The sequence below is a fragment of the Weissella viridescens genome (assembly GCF_014789145.1).
GTDB classification, from domain to species: domain Bacteria; phylum Bacillota; class Bacilli; order Lactobacillales; family Lactobacillaceae; genus Weissella; species Weissella viridescens.
In genome coordinates, this window is the sequence record NZ_CP061835.1 from 720,850 (window position 1) to 739,721 (window position 18,872).

An 18,872-nucleotide genomic window follows, 5' to 3' on the forward strand; every position below is an offset into this window, starting at 1 on the left:
TCTTTTAATTTATTAAAAATTAATTAGGAACCAATCGCGTTTGTTCTGATGAACGTTGGATATGATACGCTTGCGTTAGCAAATGTGGCATGAATTTGATAAGTTATAGGAGCTTTGGTATGAAAACGATTTTAAAATCTTTGCAGGATGCGAATAAAATCTATCAGATGAAATTATTGAAATTGTCAAAAAAAAATAATGTAACCCTGGCCGAATGGCATTTACTAGACGCACTCGCGCAGGGTGCCGACACACAGGATAAATTAGCCCAGGTGATGCAGTTAGATCCTTCGACGCTATCACGACAACTTAAGGCTCTAGGTAAGAAGGAATATGTGGAAAGTGTCGCCATCAATCGAGATAACCGGCAGCGCAAATATTCGCTATCAGAAACGGGACAGACCGTTTTAAAAACATTGACGCAACAAGCACAAGTATATCGTAAGCATGTTTTTTCTGTTTGGTCGGAAGATGAACAAAGGATGATGACGATTTTATTGAATCGTTTAGAAAATTCACTGAATACAAATGACATTGTTTAAAAGCAGCCAAATTCGGCTGCTTTTTTTGTGATAAAACTATGAGGACGTTATTTGTCGTTTAGTTTGCTATATATTTATAAGTCGAAATTATGATAGAATATGAAAGGTTTTCAGAAACGATTGAAAAGGAGGTGGCTTATGACGGTCGCCATTGTAACTGATTCAACTGCGTACCTAACGGCAGATGAAATTAAAAATTTAAAAATTGAAGTTGTGCCAATTCCGGTCATTATTGACGGCACGACATATCAGGAAGGAATCGATCTTAAACGGGAATCGTTTTATGATCTTTTGGCGCAAGCCGAACACTTTCCAACGACATCACAGCCTGCAGTTGGCGAATGGTTAACGTTGTTTGAACGTCTGAAGCAAGCAGGCTATGATGAAGCCCTTGTGATTAACCTTTCATCGACTATCTCAGGTGCTGGTCAGACTGTGGCAGGATTAGCCACGTCTATTTCTGATTTTAAAGTGCATGCTTATGATTCTAAGTTAACTGTTAGGATAATGGGACAGTTAGTCCTTAAAGCGGCTCAGATGGCGCAAGAAGGGGCAAGTGTTGAAACGATTACCCATACGCTTGACGCCTTACGTGAAACGATTGATGAATATTTTGTTGTTGATGATTTGCAAAACTTATCACGAGGTGGACGCTTATCTAATGCTTCAGCATTAGTTGGGACAATGTTAAAGGTGAAACCGATTTTAACATTTGATCCAGAAACAAATTATATTGTGCCTTTTGAAAAGGTTCGTTCAATGAAAAAAGCGTTAGCACGCACCGAACAACTATTTGAAAATGCGATTGCTGAAGTTGATTACCCAATCCATGCGATTGTGATTTATTCAAATAATGCTGAACAAGCAGAAAAATGGATGAGTGAATTGCAAACACGTTTTCCAGAAGTGACATTTGAGTTATCTTATTTTGGCCCTGTAATCGGAACACATTTGGGCGCAGGTTCATTGGCTTTAGGATGGATGCGTGAACCAGATTCCGTATAAAGCTACGCCAGTTTTAAAAAATTGTGCCATAATGGTAGTGTAGTTTTTTAAAAGTGAGGAAAAGAAATGTCAAATGTAAAAATTGTAACTGATTCATCAGCTATTCTAAGTGATGAAGAAGTTGAAGCCTATAACGTGACAGTCATTCCAATGAGTTTAATGATTGATGGTGAGCTCTATCAAGACGGTATCACAATCGGACGGAATGAATTTCTTGATAAAATGAAAGCAGCGAAAGCTTTACCAACGACTTCACAACCACCAATTGGTGAATTTACTAAAGTGTATGAACAGCTTGTTTCAGATGGTTCGAGCGTCATTTCGATCCATATGTCAGCTGGTTTGTCGGGAACAGTGAATGCTGCCAAACAAGCGGCTGAAATAGTTGATGGTGATATAACGGTTATTGACACAACCTTCATTGATCGTGCCGAAGCTTTTCAAGTTCTTGCTGCAGCTGAACTCGCGCAACAAGGTGACACTACAGATGATATTCTAAAGCAAATTGCTTTAACTCGAGAGAAATCCGTATCGCATATTTTTGTTGCTGAAATGGATAACCTTGTTAAAGGTGGACGTATTTCAAAGACGGCCGGAGCCGTGGCTAATCTCTTAAACATTCACGCTGGTATTCATATTGAAGATGGCGGTTTTAAGATTGATGTAAAGGCTCGTGGCGTTAAGGCAATTAAAAAATATATGCATAAACTAATTACAGAAATGCAGTCAATTCCAGAAGGGATGCACCGAATTGACGTTTCACACGCTGGTGTTCCTGAAAAGGCACAAGCATTAGCTGAGACACTACAAACGGCATTTCCAGATGTTACGGTGCATACGTTTGAAACATCACCAAATTCTGCAACACATGCTGGGGCAGGCGCCTTAGCAATTGCTTATGAGACAAAATAAAAGATGATAAATTTACGCGTTATCCAGCTTTCAATTGCCAGGTTTTGTTTAGATATGGCATAATAAAAGAAAACACTGCAGACTGCGAGGAGAAATATGGCTCAGGTAAAAATTGTGACTGATTCTACGGCCTTGATTAGCCCAGAGGAAGTCGAAAAATACGGCATTACGGTAATTCCATTGAGTGTGATGATTGATGGAACGGTGTATCAAGATGGTGTCACCATTGGACGTGAAGAATTCGTTGAGAAGATGGCGGAGGCAAAAAATTTGCCTAGCACGTCACAACCACCTTTGGGCGTGTTCACTGAAGCATATGAGCGTTTAGCTAAAGATGGTTCTGAGATTATCTCTATTCATCTAACTAAGGGCTTGTCAGGGACAGTGGATGCAGCGCAACAAGCAGCAATGTTGGTAAATGCTGATGTCACAGTTCTTGATTCTGACTTTATTGATCGTGCTGAAGGGTTCCAAGCCTTGGCTGCCGCACAGCTTGCTCAAACTGGTGCTTCAAAAGAAGAAATCTTAGCTAAAATCAAAGAGGTTCATGATAAGACTCAACTTTATTTAACAGTTGCTGAATTAGATAATTTAGTTAAGGGTGGTCGACTTTCAAAGACAGCTGGCTTTGTTGCTGGTTTGATGAATATTCAAGTTGGTGCCCATGTTGTTAAGGGAGATATTGAAGTTGAAGTTAAGGGTCGTGGCGCAAAAGCGATTAAAAAGTACATCAATGGAATTATCGAACAAATGCAAGCTGAACCAACCGGTATTAAATATATCAACTTTGCCCATGTTGGTATTCAAGAAAAAATTGAAGAACTGGCAAAGGAAGTTCAAGAAATCTTCCCAGATGCTGGTATTCAAGTATTTGAAACCTCACCAACTGTGGCAACACATGCTGGTCCAGGGGCATTAGGCATTAGTTACGAAGTTAATTAAGCAAATATCTAGCAATTAACATCCAGTTAATTGCTTTTTTTGTGCTAAAATGGATTAACTATAAAATAAAAGTGAGGGTCATTATGCGACGACCATTCTATACTTGGTTGATGACGCAACGTAACCTCGTTGCCGCCAATGAAGTTCAAACATTTGCAAATGGGGCCTTTTATGACCAGCAATTTCCAAAGCAGAGCAGTGATTTTGATGAAATCTCACGTTATTTGGAAGAAAATGCAAATTATTTACATACTGTAACCACATTTGATGAAGCTTGGTCTCAATATTTAGCTTCAGAAACGTAATTGAAAGGAGTGCTCAATGGCACAAATAATCCAATGGTATCCCGGACATATGGCGAAAGCCTTCCGGTTGATGCGCGAAAATATGAAACACGTCGATATCGTGTTTGAATTGGTAGATGCGCGAATCCCTGCATCTTCACGCAATCCTGAATTAGATGAGGTGCTGGGACAAAAGCCACGTTTATTGGTCCTAACCAAAACTGATTTAGCGGACCCAGCTCGAACAAAGGAATGGGTACAATACTTTAAGGACCAAGGCTTAGCGGTTGTGGCATTAGATACACGTGGACATAAAACGCCACAAATCATGACTAAAGCGGCACGTGAGGTGCTAGCTGATAAGTGGGCTAATTTAGCAGAAAAGGGTGTTAAAGACAAGGCAATTCGAGCCCTTGTTGCCGGAATTCCAAACGTTGGTAAGTCGACGTTATTGAATCATTTGGTCACAAAAAATGTTGCAATTACAGGTGACCGTCCGGGGGTAACAAAAAAATTACAGTGGTTGAAGACACCAACTAATTTAGAACTTTTGGATACACCGGGTGTGCTGTGGCCTAAGTTTGAGGATAAGCGTGTGGGTGAACATTTAGCCATGACGGGAGCCATCAAGGATCAATTGATTAATAACGATGATGTTGTCCTAGGCATGCTAAAATTTATGCGTGATTATAATCCAAAGGCCATCACAGAGCGCTACCATTTGCCAGAAGATAGTTTTGATACCATGACTGATGTTGAAATTTTGTTATTAATTACACAAAAACTTGGTTTCAAAGATGATTACGATCGTGCTGCAGAAAGAATGCTAATTGACTTACGTCGCGGTAAGCTTGGCCAGTATACGTTAGAAGTTCCCGCTGATCATATTGGAGAAGTCGTAGATGACTGATTCTAGGCAAACAATTGCTCAAATCAAGGCAGCGCTTCAAGAAACACCTTCAAATGAATCCGTGCAAATGTGGCGACAAGATGCGCGAACGGGTGTTCAAAAATTGATTGCTCAGTATGATAAACGGCAAGAAAAATATGCTGAAATGACGGAAGCTTTTAACCAACGCCTAAGTTTTGAGCAAACAGCCTGGGCGCAGGGCCAACGATTGGCTGGCGTTGATGAAGTCGGGCGTGGACCTTTAGCGGGCCCGGTTGTAGCAGCAGCCGTAGTGATTGATGAAACGTTTGATTTGTTAGCAGTGCATGATTCAAAACAATTAACTGAAAAGAAGCGATTAGCATTAGATGCACAAATTAAAGCAGAGGTTGTCGATTATGCATTTGGCGTGATTGATGCGCAAACGATTGACGAAGTTAATATTTATGAAGCCAGTCGTATTGCGATGAAGCAAGCAATCGAGCAATTAACAGTATCCATTGATGGTCTAGTGATTGATGCGATGACGGTCGATTTACCGTTACCTCAGGAAAAATTGATTAAAGGGGATGATCGCAGTATCAGTATTGGTGCTGCTTCAATTCTTGCCAAGAATTATCGTGATCAGCTAATGGTCCAATATGATCAGGAGTATCCTGGATATGGATTTGCGCATAATGCTGGTTATGGAACAAAAGAGCATTTAAATGGACTTAAAACGCTGGGAGCCTCACCGATTCATCGAAAAACTTTTGCGCCCGTTAAAAGTTATGTTTAATTGCATGTTGGTGAAGCCCCTGTTAAAAAGATAGAAATGAAATTGGGTTTTTTGTTTAAAGCGATAGGGGGCTCTTAAAAGACTTGAGTCTTACATCAGAGTAAGTTAAAATTAGATGTGAACAAAATAAACAGAGACTTCTTGGGTCAAAGACGCAAGGATAAAAATCAAATCCACTATTGATGTTGTCATCAATGGTGGATTGTTTTTTTATCAAAAGTCGGATTGGATAGGATATGCGAAAAGAAGATGTACCGCTGTACCAACAGTCAGTCGAATCCATTGAAACCGAATTTCAAACGAATTTGAGTAATGGTCTGGATACTGATGATGTTGAGCAACGTTTAGAAAAGTATGGAGATAATGCTTTAACGGGTAAAAAAAACACAACGCTCTGGCAGAAGTTTTTGAATCAATTTAAAGATCTCATGATTGGTGTGCTAATTGCGGCCGCAATAATCTCGGCACTGGTCGGAGAAGTACCAGATGCATTGATTATTATGGCAGTGGTCATTTTAAATGCTATCTTTGGGGTATTTCAAGAATCGAAAGCTGAAGAAGCTATTGACTCATTGCAAAAAATGTCAGCACCCAATGCCAATGTTCGCCGTGATGGGAATATCATTTCTGTGCCTGCAGCCAAGTTGGTGCCTGGAGACGTTGTCTTGCTTGAAGCGGGAGATGTGATCCCAGCTGATATGCGCCTAACTATGGCTGCTAATCTACAGATTGAAGAATCTGCATTGACTGGTGAATCTGTACCGGTGAATAAGCAGGCAGCTCAACTACAAGCTGATGACTTGCCATTGGGTGATCGTACGAATTTAGCTTATATGAATTCAAATGTAACTCATGGCCGCGGTGAAGGTATTGTTACTGGAACAGGGATGCATACTGAAGTTGGAAAAATTGCTGGTATGTTAGACAATGCGCAAACGACTCGGACACCTTTGCAAGATAGCTTGGCGCAATTAGGTAAGACGCTAACAGTACTTATTCTAATCATTGCAGTCATTGTCTTTGTTGTCGGAATTTTCCGGTCACCTGAAACAGGTGGTAATCGGATTGTGGATATGTTACTAACTGCTATTTCATTGGCAGTTGCGGCGATTCCGGAAGGATTACCCGCCATTGTAACAATTACGCTTGCGCTAGGGACAACACGCTTAGCAAAGCGGCATGCCTTAATGCGTAAATTACCTGCTGTGGAAACATTGGGTGCCACACAAATTATTGGTTCCGATAAAACCGGGACATTGACACAGAATAAAATGACCGTTGAAAAATACTATTCCGATGGTCAGTTACACGACGCAAATACGTCTTTAGCTGGATCGGCCAAAATGTTGGCGACGGTTATGGCCTTAAATAATGACACCCAAATCACTGCAGACGGTGATAAGCTGGGTGATCCAACCGAAACGGCTTTGATTACATTTGATGAATCACAAGGTGAGGATGTTGCCAAAATTCTGAGTGACTACCCCCGCCTTGACGAAATCCCATTTGATTCTGAACGTAAATTAATGTCAACGCGCCACGATATGCAGGGTAAGCATGTGATTACGGTCAAAGGTGCTCCTGATGAGTTGATTGCACGGGCAACGAGTCAATTAATTGATGGCACAATCGTCGAACTAACTGATGTAGATAAACAAAATATTTTAAAGACTAATGAGGATTTAGCAAAGCAAGCCTTACGTGTGCTAGCTTTTGCTATTCGCGAATTTGAAACAGTTCCTGAGACGCTAACATCAGAAAATACGGAATCAAACCTCACATTTGTTGGTTTGGTTGGGATGATTGATCCAGAACGTGAAGGTGTTGCACAAGCTGTAGCCGAAGCGCATGATGCTGGTATCAGAACGCTGATGATTACTGGAGATCATAAGGTTACAGCTGAGGCAATAGCGCGTCGTTTAGGTATTTTAGATGATTCACAAGGACCTGAGGCGATTATTACTGGGGCTGAGTTAGATGATTTGTCTGATGACGACTATCAAAAAAAGGTTGCCCAGTATTCCGTTTATGCACGAGTGGCACCAGAACATAAAGTTCGCATTGTTAAAGCTTGGCAAAATGAAAACAAGGTTGTAGCGATGACCGGAGATGGTGTGAATGATGCCCCAGCTTTGAAGACAGCAGATATTGGAATTGCCATGGGGATTACAGGGACCGAGGTGTCTAAAGGGGCCTCAGATATGGTTTTGGCCGATGACAATTTTGCAACCATCGTGCATGCCGTCGATGAAGGTCGAAAAGTCTTTTCTAACATTCAAAAGGCTATCCAGTATTTACTTTCAGCAAATCTTGGAGAAGTATTAGCCTTGTTTATGATGACTGTACTTGGCTGGAGCATTTTAGCACCGGTTCATATTTTGTGGATTAATTTGGTAACTGACACTTTGCCTGCTATTGCACTTGGTGTTGAGCCAGGTGAGCCGGGAATCATGAAGCAAAAGCCGCGTGGACGCGCAACTAATTTCATGTCTGGTGGTCTTGGTTCTTCAATTATTTACCAAGGATTACTTGAAGGCGGGTTAACCCTATTCGTCTACTGGATTGGATTAACGTTCCCAATGCATACTGGTAGTGCAGCGATCCATGCTGATGCGCTAACTATGGCCTTTGTTACACTGGGAATGATTCAATTATTCCATGCCTTTAATTCAAAGAGTATTTATCAATCACTCTTTACGATTAAACCATTCAGTAATAAAGCGTTTAATATTAGTATCCTAATTTCAGCTGTGATGATGGCTGGTACAATCTTGATTCCAGGTTTGAATGATGTATTCCATGTGACAAGTTTGGACTGGCACCAGTGGTTGACGGTGCTAGGGGCTTCATTCTCAATTATTCCAATTGTAGAAGTGGTGAAGTTCTTCCAACGTCGACGTTTGGCAAAACAACAATAGCATTGATTAAGCATCCCATATTGGGGTGCTTTTTTGCTTATTGTCACTGCTGAATTGAAATGAAGATGCGATAGGTTGCCACTATTCTGTAATGATTGATTAAAAAAATGGGTCAAGTGTCGTCTCTATTTATGTAAGAGGGAGGGCAAATATGCAACGTGAGTTTCTGTTATGGTTGATGTTATTACCAGTGTCATTGATGCAACGCCACAAAATTTGGCAATGGGCGGTGTCGCACCAAAGATTTTCTTGTCGATTGGCATTTCTTGATGAATGTTCATTCACTTTAGAAATGCGCTATAAATTACAGCAATGGTATACCCATTCAAATTGGGTTGAGCAGTTGGGCTTACTACAGTTCAAACCGTATCTGACCATTATGGATCCTAGTTACCCGCAACAACTTAAAAATATAGCCCAACCACCGCTAGTGTTATTTTATAATGGCGATTTAAATTTGATAGAAACTAAAACAGTTGCCATTGTTGGCAGCCGCCACATCAAGGATGCTACACGAGCAATCTTGAAGGCCTGGATACCTGAACTAGTTAGACAAGGTTTTACAGTAATATCCGGAAATGCAGCTGGGGTCGATAGTGTGACGCATCGCTTAGTCTTAGGACAACGGGGTCATACGATTGCCGTAGTGGGCACTGGCCTTGAGTGTTGCTATCCCAAAGAACATCGCGCACTGCAGAATCGTATTAGTGAAGTTGGATTGGTATTGTCTGAATACTTGCCTTGGGTTGGTCCAAAAAAGTGGCATTTTCCAGAACGAAATCGGATTATCGTTGGGTTAACTCAAGATATTTTTATTTGCCAAGCGGCAAAAAAATCAGGAACTATGGTAACCGCTGAAATCGCTTTGGATGAAAATCGTAACATATGGGTTATACCGGGGGACGTGTTAGACGCAGCATATGCAGGAAGCTTTGAATTAGTCCAGGAAGGGGCGCAAATTTTAACCTCTGTGACAGATTTTACGGAGGTAAACCAACGACAATAGGGTCTGTATTACCCAGAATTTAGGCAGAACAAGGCGTTTTAAAACGGTGAACGCAATTAAATCTGACACTTGTACCTTTGCAATACGTGCTTTCTGGTGTATAGTTTAGCTGAATGAAATTAATCTATATATGAAGAAAGCGAGCGCGCAAATGGTAGAAGCAACCAAAACAAAAAAGACAACCAAGCGTGCAACTACAAAAAAAACAACTAAACGTAAAAAAAATCTTGTTATTGTGGAGTCACCTTCTAAAGCAAAAACAATTGAAAAGTATTTAGGAAGTAATTATAAAGTAGTTGCAAGTATCGGACATATCCGTGATTTACCAAAATCACAGATGGGTGTCGATATTGAACATGACTATACACCAAAATATATTAATATTCGTGGAAAAGGCGACATTATTAAAGGTCTTAAAAAAGAGGCCAAAGCGGCCAATCATGTTTATCTGGCATCCGACCCGGATCGTGAAGGGGAAGCGATTGCGTGGCATTTATCAAATATCCTAGACTTAGATATGGATGCTGGCGAAAATCGAGTGGTCTTTAATGAAATTACCAAGGATGCCGTGAAAGACGCCTTTAAAAAGCCACGTAAAATTGACATGAATCTAGTTGATGCGCAACAAGCGCGACGCGTACTTGACCGACTTGTAGGGTATTCAATTTCACCAATTTTGTGGAAAAAGGTAAAACCGGGCTTGTCAGCAGGTCGTGTTCAAACAATTGCGTTGGGGCTTGTCATCGATCGTGAGCATGAAATCCAGGCCTTTCAACCGGAAGAATACTGGACCCTTGATACACAATTCAAAAAGAATCGTTCGAAATTCAAGGCTGATTTCTGGGGCTTAGCTGGTAAAAAAATGGATTTGCCAGACAATGAAGCGGTCCAAGATATTATCAAGCGGTTGGACCAAAATGGCGACTTTGAGATTGTTAAAGTTGAAGCCAAAGAGCGTCGTCGGAACCCACAGCCGCCATTTACAACGTCAACTATGCAACAGGCAGCCAATAATCAACTGAACTTCCGAGCTCGAAAAACGATGATGGCTGCGCAACAATTGTATGAAGGTATTAATTTGGGCGGTAAAGAAGGATCGGTCGGATTAATTACGTACATGCGTACCGATTCGACACGTATTTCTAGTATCGCTAAAAATGATGCAGCGCACTTTATTCATTCAGAATATGGTGAAGAATATGCAGCTTCTAAACCAGTTCAAGGAAAGCCACAGGAAGGGGCCCAAGATGCCCACGAGGCTGTTCGGCCAACTTCAGTTTATCGCACACCGGCTTCAGTTAAAGATAAGTTAACGAACGATCAATTTAAGTTATATCAATTGATTTGGTCACGATTTGTCGCATCACAAATGACACCAGAAGTATTGGATACGATGGCGGTAACGATTGAACAAAATGACGTTCAATTCCGTGCTAATGGTTCAAAGACGAAGTTCCAAGGGTTTACCAAAGCGTACCCGTCTGCCCGTGAAAAGGACAATAAACTTCCTGAATTAGTGGTTGGGGATGTTGTAACGATGGAACAACTTTCACCAGATCAACACTTTACGCAACCGCCTGCTCGTTATACTGAAGCAGCTTTGGTTAAAGCGTTAGAAGAAAATGGTGTGGGGCGTCCCTCAACTTACGCAGCAACCATTGAAACCATTCAAAAACGGGCTTATGTGAAGCGCGATGCTAAGAAGTTTGTGCCCACAGAGATTGGTGAACTCGTTCAAGGAACGATGGATGAATTTTTCCCAGATATTACAAACGTGAAATTCACAGCCCGAGTAGAAAATGAACTTGATGAAGTTGAAGAGGGCGACAAAAATTGGGTGACTGTTGTTGATGACTTCTATAAGCCATTCTCAAAGGAACTTGCTACTGCTGAAACTGAGATGGACAAAGTGGTGCTTAAAGACGAGCTGGCTGGTGAAAATTGTCCCGTCTGTGGCGCACCAATTTTGATTAAACTTGGTCGTTATGGAAAGTTTAAGGCTTGTTCTCGTTTCCCAGATTGTCGTTATACAGAGACAATTGTTGAGCAAATCGGTTTGACTTGTCCAAAATGTAAGACCGGCGAAGTCGTTGAACGTAAGACCCGTCGTGGACGAACTTTCTATGGATGTTCACGATATCCTGATTGTGACTTCGTGACATGGGATAAGCCCACGAAAGACACACTGCCGGATGGAACGACACCCAAAAAAGATGATCAAGCTACTGAGGCAAAGTCTGAGACCACAGACAATGCAGAAACGGCAAAGGCATAGTGATGTTTGATTATATTGAGCGCTTTTTAGACTACTTAAAAGTTGAGCGTCAGTATTCAGACGACACGCAACGGGCGTATAAGTCTGATATTTATGAGTTTGTTCAATTTTTAGGTGAAACCAATGACCAAGATGAAACAGTTGATTTAACGGCGGTTACTGCGTTAGACGTGCGGGTGTTTTTGTCGCATCTATACGAACGAGGTGATAGTACCCGGACGATTGCCCGAAAAGTGAGCTCCTTACGCTCGTTCTACGAATTTTTGGAGCGCAATGACGCAATCGATCATAACCCTTTTGAAGGGGTCCAATTAAAAAAAGCGGGGCAACATTTGCCACGCTATTTTTATGAAAAAGAATTGAATCGCCTTTTCGAGGTTGCTCAGTCAGATCAAACGGCTCTCGGACAACGTAACTTATTAATTTTAGAGTTATTGTACGGGACAGGTATGCGGGTTTCTGAGCTTGCTGGACTTGAATTATCGATGATTGATCAGCGGGCTAAAATTATTACGGTCACAGGTAAGGGAAATAAAACGCGCATCGTACCGTATGGCCAGTATGCGCAAAAAGCACTTGAACACTATCTTAGTGATGGTCGATTACAATTAATGCAAGCAGATAGCAACCCGAATCATTTGCTCTTCAACCAGCGCGGAAAACCTTTGGCAACTGGTGGCATCGAATATGTGCTGAAAAAGTTGGGTAAGCAAGCTGGTCTAACCCAGAATATTTCCGCGCACATGTTCCGACATACGTATGCAACTGATTTATTGAACAATGGCGCCGATTTAAGGACTGTGCAGCAACTGCTCGGGCATAGTAGCTTGAGTACGACACAAATTTATACGCATGTAACAACACAATCGCTACAAGAAAATTATCGTAAATTTTTCCCACGCGCGAATGAGTGAAAAACTGCACGAAATTGGACTAGACAATTGTTGAATACTTGATAGAATAAAGAATAAGATATCGAAATAAATGCAGTTGGAGGTTGGCCATGGCAGTTTTGTTAGATAATGGCAGTTTGGCAGTTGAAATTTCAACACAAGGAGCAGAGCTCACAAGTGTTAAAAATAAGGAAAGTGGTTATGAGTACTTGTGGGAAGGTGATCCAACGATTTGGGGTCGCCACGCACCTAACTTGTTTCCAATTGTTGGACGCTTAAAGGGAGATCGCTATAAGTATCGTGATAAGACTTATTTTATGACGCAACACGGTTTTGCGCGTGATAATGCTTTTGAATTAGTTGAACATACTGAGACAACAGCGCGACTACGCTTAGTCGATTCACCTGAAACGCGTTCCATTTATCCATTTCGTTTTCAATTTGACGTTGTGTATCGTTTAACGGATCAAGATACATTAGGAATTGCTTATGCGGTCACAAACACAGACACACATGATATTTATTTCTCAGTTGGCGGACATCCAGCCTTTAAAGTGTCATTGGCTGAATTTAATGAATACTATATAAACGTCGACCCACAGCGTATCTATCCAACAGCGCAATTAGTTGGTCCATATCTTGATAATAATATTGAGGACAGTTACGATGCACGGGAACCACTCCAACTCGATCGTAACGACTATCGTGATGATGCTAAGATTCTACGAACAGATGGTAACCCAACAACATTGGTTTTATCTAAGAAGACAGCCTCACATGGGGTAACCATGCATGTTCAAAATGCCAAGTATGTTGGTATTTGGACGCCTTATGCGAAGGACGCACCATTTATTTGTATGGAACCATGGTGGGGCATCGCGGATACAGTGGATGCGGATAGTAATATTGAGCATAAGTATGCCATCAATCGTTTGGCTCCAGCACAAACCTTTACAGGCTCATATTCAATTAGCTTCTTTTAAAATAGTTATGCAAAATCATTAGCCATTCTGAATGACTAATGATTTTTTTAATGAACATAAAAAAACGCATATCTTTTGATATGCGTTTTGCTTTCAATTTATTTAGCCCAATAAACTAGACCGAAAGGAATCAAATTTTCCTGCCCATTTTTAATGCGTTTGAGATTACCACGATGGCGATATATCACAAAAATCGTTAGGATCAGGGCAACAATGAAGAGTGCCCAGTCTTGGTAAAGGAGTGCAGCAATCGTGACGGAAATGAAACCAGCCATTGAACCAACTGAAACCATACTTGTCAAGAAGACTGCGATACCAAAGGCCAGCATGGCGATACCAACCATTGGAAGGCTGTAAACCATAAGGACGCCGAGCGAAGTTGCCACGGCTTTGCCACCTTTGAAGCCAATCCAGACTGAGTATGTGTGACCAATGATTGCCCCGACACCAACTGCGAAATACCAGTAGTCAGCTGGGATAGGTCCCCACAGACAAGCCATCAAAGCTCCGGCCGATCCCTTAAGCACATCTAAGCATAAGACGATGATACCTGCAGGTAAGCCTAAATTACGAAGGGTATTGGTTGTTCCGATACCACCTGAACCAAGTTTTAGTAGATTCTTATGGAAGAAGACTTTTCCGATAATATATCCAAATGGGATAGACCCAATTAAGTATGCCAATCCCAAACTAATTAAATAGTGCATTAATGTCATGCGAAACCTCTTTTTGTATAATGACGGAATAATTGCGTGCAAGTTTTATTTTAGCACGCTTAGACACGTTTGGAAAAAAATTTAGTTTGAGAATTTATTAATTCACTTGCCAATCATCAAGAAGTTAGGCTAATATGAAGAACGAATGTGCGAAGGCGCACACTTAATAACACATTTAAGTTAGTTAAAAATAATGTAAGAAGAAAGAGGAAACATCCATGGCAAAGCAAAATACGTATTCGGATGATTCCATAACGGTCCTTGAGGGGTTAGAAGCTGTTCGAAAGCGACCAGGAATGTATATCGGCTCAACAGATGGAAAAGGGCTACACCATCTCGTATATGAAATCTTTGATAATGCCGTCGACGAAGCATTAGCAGGATTTGGTGACGAAATTGATGTGACTATTCATGCTGACAATGCGATTACTGTTGTCGATCATGGACGTGGTATGCCTGTTGGTATGCATGCATCCGGTAAACCAACACCAGAAGTCATTTTGACAGTTTTGCACGCAGGTGGAAAATTTGGTCAAGGTGGTTATAAGACCTCTGGTGGCTTACACGGGGTGGGGTCTTCAGTCGTGAATGCCCTCTCATCATGGTTGACCGTTACCATTGTTCGGGATGGTAAAAAGTATCAAGAAAAGTTTGTGGATGGGGGCCACCCAGATGGCACTTTGGACGACTTGGGTAAAACCAAGGAACCGTCAGGAACGACGGTGACGTTTAAGCCAGACCCAACCATTTTTTCAACCACGATTTACAACTTTGATACGCTAGCTGAACGTCTGCGTGAATCAGCCTTTTTGTTGCCAGATGTGAAGGTGACTTTGACTGATGAACGACCAGGCCAAGAACGTATCGAAGTATATCACTACCCTGAAGGGATTCAAGCTTTCGTCAAATACTTGAACGAAGATAAGGATGTCCTTGGGGATGTCATGTATTTTGATGGGACTGAGCAAGGGGTTGAGGTTGAAGTAGCTGCCCAATATAACGACGGTTACTCTGAAACCATGATGTCATTCGTCAACAACGTACGTACGCCCGGTGGGGGAACTCATGAAGCGGGATTACGTGCAGCCTGGACGAAAGCTTTTAATGAATATGCCCGCAAGGTGAATTTACTAAAGGATAAAGACAAAAATTTGGAAGGTTCTGATGTGCGTGAAGGGTTATCAGCAGTTATTTCTTTACGTATTCCTGAAGACCTTTTGCAGTTTGAAGGGCAAACAAAAGATAAACTAGGCACACCTGAAGCACGTTCAATTGTGGATAATGTTATTTCTGAACAACTTGGGTTCTATCTGATGGAGAACGGTGAATTCTCCCAGGGGTTAATTCGAAAGGCATTACGTGCCCGTGAAGCCCGTGAAGCTGCGCGAAAAGCCCGTGAGGAATCACGAAATGGTAAGAAACGTGGTAAGAAAGAACAACTATTATCTGGAAAACTAACACCGGCCCAATCAAAAAACGCTAAGAAAAATGAATTGTTCTTAGTCGAGGGTGATTCTGCCGGAGGTTCTGCCAAACAAGGTCGTGACCGTAAGTTCCAAGCCATCTTACCGCTCCGTGGAAAAGTATTGAATACGGAAAAGGCCAAGTTAGCTGATATTATGAAGAACGAAGAAATTTCAACGATTATTTATACGATTGGGGCTGGAGTTGGCGCAGACTTTAATATTGATGATATTAATTATGATAAAGTCATTATTATGACCGACGCGGATGATGACGGTGCGCATATTCAGATTTTGTTGTTGACCTTCTTCTACAAGTACATGCGTCCTTTGATTGAAGCAGGCAAGGTTTACATCGCCTTACCACCTTTGTATATGTTGCGTAAGAAAAATGGTAAAAAAGCGACGGATATTGAATATGCTTGGACTGATGCGGAATTAGCAGAACGTCAGGCTGAAATGGGCCGTGGCTATACTTTGCAACGATTTAAAGGGCTTGGTGAAATGAACGCCGAACAGTTATGGGCGACAACCATGGATCCAGAACTACGAACAATGATTCGGGTTAAAATTGACGATGCTATGGTTGCTGAAAAGCGCGTGACAACGTTGATGGGTGATAAGGTTGAACCACGTCGAAAGTGGATTGAATCCAATGTGGCGTTCAATTTAAGCGATGAAAATGATACCTTGCTTGATGAAGCCAAAGAAGAAAGTCAGCCAAGTAATGCGGAACAAACTGCCTTAGATTTTGTGCCGCCAGTTATTGAAACTTGGCAAGATCAGGAGGAACGTGATGTCTGAAGCAGGAAACATTCAAGAAATAAGTCTTGAGACAGTGATGGGTGACCGATTTGGTCGATACTCAAAATCAATCATTCAAGAACGTGCCTTGCCTGATATTCGTGATGGTCTAAAACCCGTCCAACGTCGTATCCTATTTGCGATGTTCAAAGATGGGAATACCTATGATAAGGCCTTTCGTAAGTCGGCCAAGTCCGTTGGTAACGTGATGGGTAATTTCCACCCGCATGGGGACTCATCAATCTATGAAGCCTTGGTTCGCATGTCACAAGATTGGAAACTACGGGCACCATTAATTGAGATGCACGGAAACAACGGATCAATTGATAATGATCCGCCAGCTGCAATGCGTTATACCGAGGCACGTTTGTCTAAACTAGCAGGGGAAATGCTGCGTGATTTAGATAAAGATACGGTTGAAATGGTTTTGAATTTCGATGATACCGAATACGAACCAACGGTACTACCCGCCCATTTCCCGAACCTCCTAGTAAATGGTTCAACCGGAATTTCAGCGGGATATGCCACAGAAATCCCCCCACATAACTTAGGGGAAGTCATCGATGCTTTGGTTTATCTTTTAGCGCATCCTAAAGCCACACTGGATGAATTGATGGACTTTGTTAAAGGTCCGGATTTTCCTACTGGTGGGATTGTTCAAGGAATTGATGGGATTCGCTCAGCTTATGAAGATGGACGTGGTCGCATCGTTGTCCGTGCGAAAACTGAAATTAAACCGTTAAAAGCGGGGAAGTCACAGATTGAAATTTCTGAGATTCCGTACGAAGTCAATAAAGCTGCCCTTGTAAAGAAAATCGATGAAATTCGATTGAACAAAGACGTCGCAGGTATTACTGAGGTTCGTGATGAATCTGATCGTGATGGCTTGTCAATTGTGATTGAATTAGGCAAAGATGCCAATGCCCAAGGAATTTTGGCATATCTTTTCAAGAAAACAGATTTGCAAATTACGTATAATTTCAATATGGTTGCCATCCATAATCAGCGTCCAGAGCGAATCGGTTTAAAAACAGCTTTGTCAGCCTTTTTGGAGCACCAAGTTGAAATTATCACAAAAAGAACCGAGTTTGATTTAGCCAAGGCACAGGATCGGCAGCATATTGTTGCTGGTTTGATTAAAGCCATGTCTATTTTAGATCAAGTTATCGCGACAATTCGTGCTTCAGAAGATCGGAAGAGTGCTAAACAAAACCTGATGGATCAATATGATTTTTCAGAGGCACAAGCCGAGGCAATCGTTACGATGCAATTGTATCGTTTGACGAATACCGACGTGACACAATTACAAAAGGAATTTGATGATCTCAATCAAAAAATTGCACAATACAATTTAATCCTGTCTGATCCAAAAGAATTGCGAAAAGTCTTACGCAATGAATTGAAAGCGATTCGTAAAGAATATGCAACTGATCGAATGACAGATATTGAAGATGAAGTGCAAGAACTTAAGATTGATCAAACCGTAACGGTGGTTGATGAAGATGTCATGCTTTTGGTATCTAAGTCAGGTTATGTTAAGCGTTCTTCAATTCGTTCATATACAGCATCAGGGGATGAGAATGGGTTGCGCGAGGATGATGAGATTGTGTTTGTTGATCGAGTGAACACTTTGCAGCACGTCTTTATGTTTACTGATCGGGGTAACGTTGTTTATCGTCCAGTGCATGAAATTGCTGAAGTCCGTTGGAAGGAAGCTGGTGAACACCTTTCACAGACGATTACTGGTCTCAATCCTGATGAATTAATTATTGCGGTGAAGGTTGTACAAGATGTTGATCAACTCGATGGTGAATGGGTGGTCGCAACATCGGATGGGCTCATTAAGCGGACGAAGTTTAATGACTTGGCGCCTAAATCAACGTATCGCAAGAAGCCTACACCATTTATTAAGTTAAAATCAGACAGTGCTTATGTCGTTGATACAATGTGGTTCGACGAAACGAAAGTGGCGCAATATGAAGTTGTATTGACTTCATACCAAGCCAATGGACTACGTTATGCGTTGGATGAGGTACCAGTGTCTGGCGCCCGTACTGCTGGTGTTAAAGCAATGGCGTTGAGTAGTGAAGAAGATATGATGACCGGCTTGGCACTTAACGACACCCAGCAACCGATTGCAATTGCACTCATGACAAATCGTGGGGCCTTTAAGTGGATGAGTATCGACGAACTACCAACAACAAGTCGGGCACGAAAGGGTGTTGCGGTTATGCGTGAACTTAAGCGTGATTCTCACCGAGTGGTTGCAATGCTAGGGCTGGATGCTAAACAACCGAGTCCCGTCACTGTGTTGACTAGTTCGGACAAGGTATTTGATATTAATCCGCTGGATCATCCAAAGAGTCAGCGTTATAGCAATGGTAGTTTTGTGATTGATACCCAAAAGGATGGGGTCCCTGTTGCAATGCATAAATACCAAGTACAAGTTGTCACAAGTTAAT

At 41.6% G+C, this 18,872-nt stretch carries 15 protein-coding genes; 14 read left to right on the forward strand and 1 reads right to left on the reverse strand.

Annotation, left to right across the window (positions count from 1 at the left end; all coding sequences use genetic code 11):
• Nucleotides 1-119: 119 nt before the first annotated feature.
• From IE337_RS03640 to IE337_RS03695, 12 genes are all read left to right on the forward strand, one after another.
• Entirely contained in the window at nt 120-542 is a 423-nt protein-coding gene (locus IE337_RS03640; RefSeq protein ID WP_057743307.1) for a MarR family winged helix-turn-helix transcriptional regulator, read from the forward strand.
• Nucleotides 543-680: 138 nt separating this feature from the next.
• Nucleotides 681-1,547: a DegV family protein gene (locus IE337_RS03645; protein WP_191136799.1), complete on the forward strand. Its 867-nt coding sequence runs from the start codon at nt 681-683 to the stop codon at nt 1,545-1,547.
• Between the two features lie 66 nt (nt 1,548-1,613).
• Complete coding sequence (locus IE337_RS03650; protein ID WP_191136800.1) at nt 1,614-2,459, forward strand: DegV family protein; 846 nt, start codon at nt 1,614-1,616, stop codon at nt 2,457-2,459.
• Nucleotides 2,460-2,555: 96 nt separating this feature from the next.
• A complete protein-coding gene (locus IE337_RS03655; RefSeq protein WP_057743315.1) occupies nt 2,556-3,401 on the forward strand; it encodes a DegV family protein in 846 nt (281 codons plus the stop codon).
• Nucleotides 3,402-3,484: 83 nt separating this feature from the next.
• Nucleotides 3,485-3,706, forward strand: a complete 222-nt coding sequence (locus IE337_RS03660; protein WP_072152979.1) for a YozE family protein — start codon at nt 3,485-3,487, stop codon at nt 3,704-3,706.
• Nucleotides 3,707-3,722: 16 nt separating this feature from the next.
• Entirely contained in the window at nt 3,723-4,595 is an 873-nt protein-coding gene (gene ylqF / locus IE337_RS03665) for a ribosome biogenesis GTPase YlqF (protein WP_057743321.1), read from the forward strand.
• Nucleotides 4,588-5,352 (forward strand): ribonuclease HII, encoded by a 765-nt coding sequence (locus IE337_RS03670; RefSeq protein ID WP_191136801.1) that lies wholly within the window; start codon nt 4,588-4,590, stop codon nt 5,350-5,352. The genes ylqF and IE337_RS03670 overlap by 8 nt, the downstream gene beginning before the upstream one ends.
• Nucleotides 5,353-5,588: 236 nt before the next feature.
• Nucleotides 5,589-8,270 carry a cation-translocating P-type ATPase gene (locus tag IE337_RS03675; protein ID WP_191136802.1) on the forward strand — a complete coding sequence of 894 codons (2,682 nt, stop codon included), beginning with the start codon at nt 5,589-5,591 and terminating at the stop codon, nt 8,268-8,270.
• A gap of 151 nt (nt 8,271-8,421) precedes the next feature.
• Nucleotides 8,422-9,276, forward strand: a complete 855-nt coding sequence (gene dprA, locus IE337_RS03680) for a DNA-processing protein DprA (protein ID WP_191136803.1) — start codon at nt 8,422-8,424, stop codon at nt 9,274-9,276.
• A 151-nt stretch (nt 9,277-9,427) separates the two neighbouring features.
• Nucleotides 9,428-11,551, forward strand: a complete 2,124-nt coding sequence (gene topA / locus IE337_RS03685) for a type I DNA topoisomerase (protein WP_191136804.1) — start codon at nt 9,428-9,430, stop codon at nt 11,549-11,551.
• Between the two features lie 2 nt (nt 11,552-11,553).
• Nucleotides 11,554-12,465 (forward strand): tyrosine recombinase XerC, encoded by a 912-nt coding sequence (gene xerC / locus IE337_RS03690; protein ID WP_191136805.1) that lies wholly within the window; start codon nt 11,554-11,556, stop codon nt 12,463-12,465.
• Between the two features lie 89 nt (nt 12,466-12,554).
• On the forward strand, nt 12,555-13,427 hold the full coding sequence (locus IE337_RS03695) for an aldose 1-epimerase family protein (RefSeq protein ID WP_191136806.1): 873 nt from the start codon (nt 12,555-12,557) through the stop codon (nt 13,425-13,427).
• A 98-nt stretch (nt 13,428-13,525) separates the two neighbouring features.
• On the opposite strand, the gene plsY is transcribed toward IE337_RS03695, so the two are convergent.
• Nucleotides 13,526-14,143 (reverse strand): glycerol-3-phosphate 1-O-acyltransferase PlsY, encoded by a 618-nt coding sequence (gene plsY / locus IE337_RS03700; protein WP_057743341.1) that lies wholly within the window; start codon nt 14,141-14,143, stop codon nt 13,526-13,528.
• Nucleotides 14,144-14,361: 218 nt separating this feature from the next.
• On the opposite strand from plsY, the gene parE reads away from it, so the two are divergent.
• A complete protein-coding gene (gene parE / locus IE337_RS03705) occupies nt 14,362-16,410 on the forward strand; it encodes a DNA topoisomerase IV subunit B (protein ID WP_191136807.1) in 2,049 nt (682 codons plus the stop codon).
• On the forward strand, nt 16,403-18,871 hold the full coding sequence (gene parC / locus IE337_RS03710; protein ID WP_191136808.1) for a DNA topoisomerase IV subunit A: 2,469 nt from the start codon (nt 16,403-16,405) through the stop codon (nt 18,869-18,871). The genes parE and parC overlap by 8 nt, the downstream gene beginning before the upstream one ends.
• Nucleotide 18,872 lies beyond the last annotated feature (1 nt).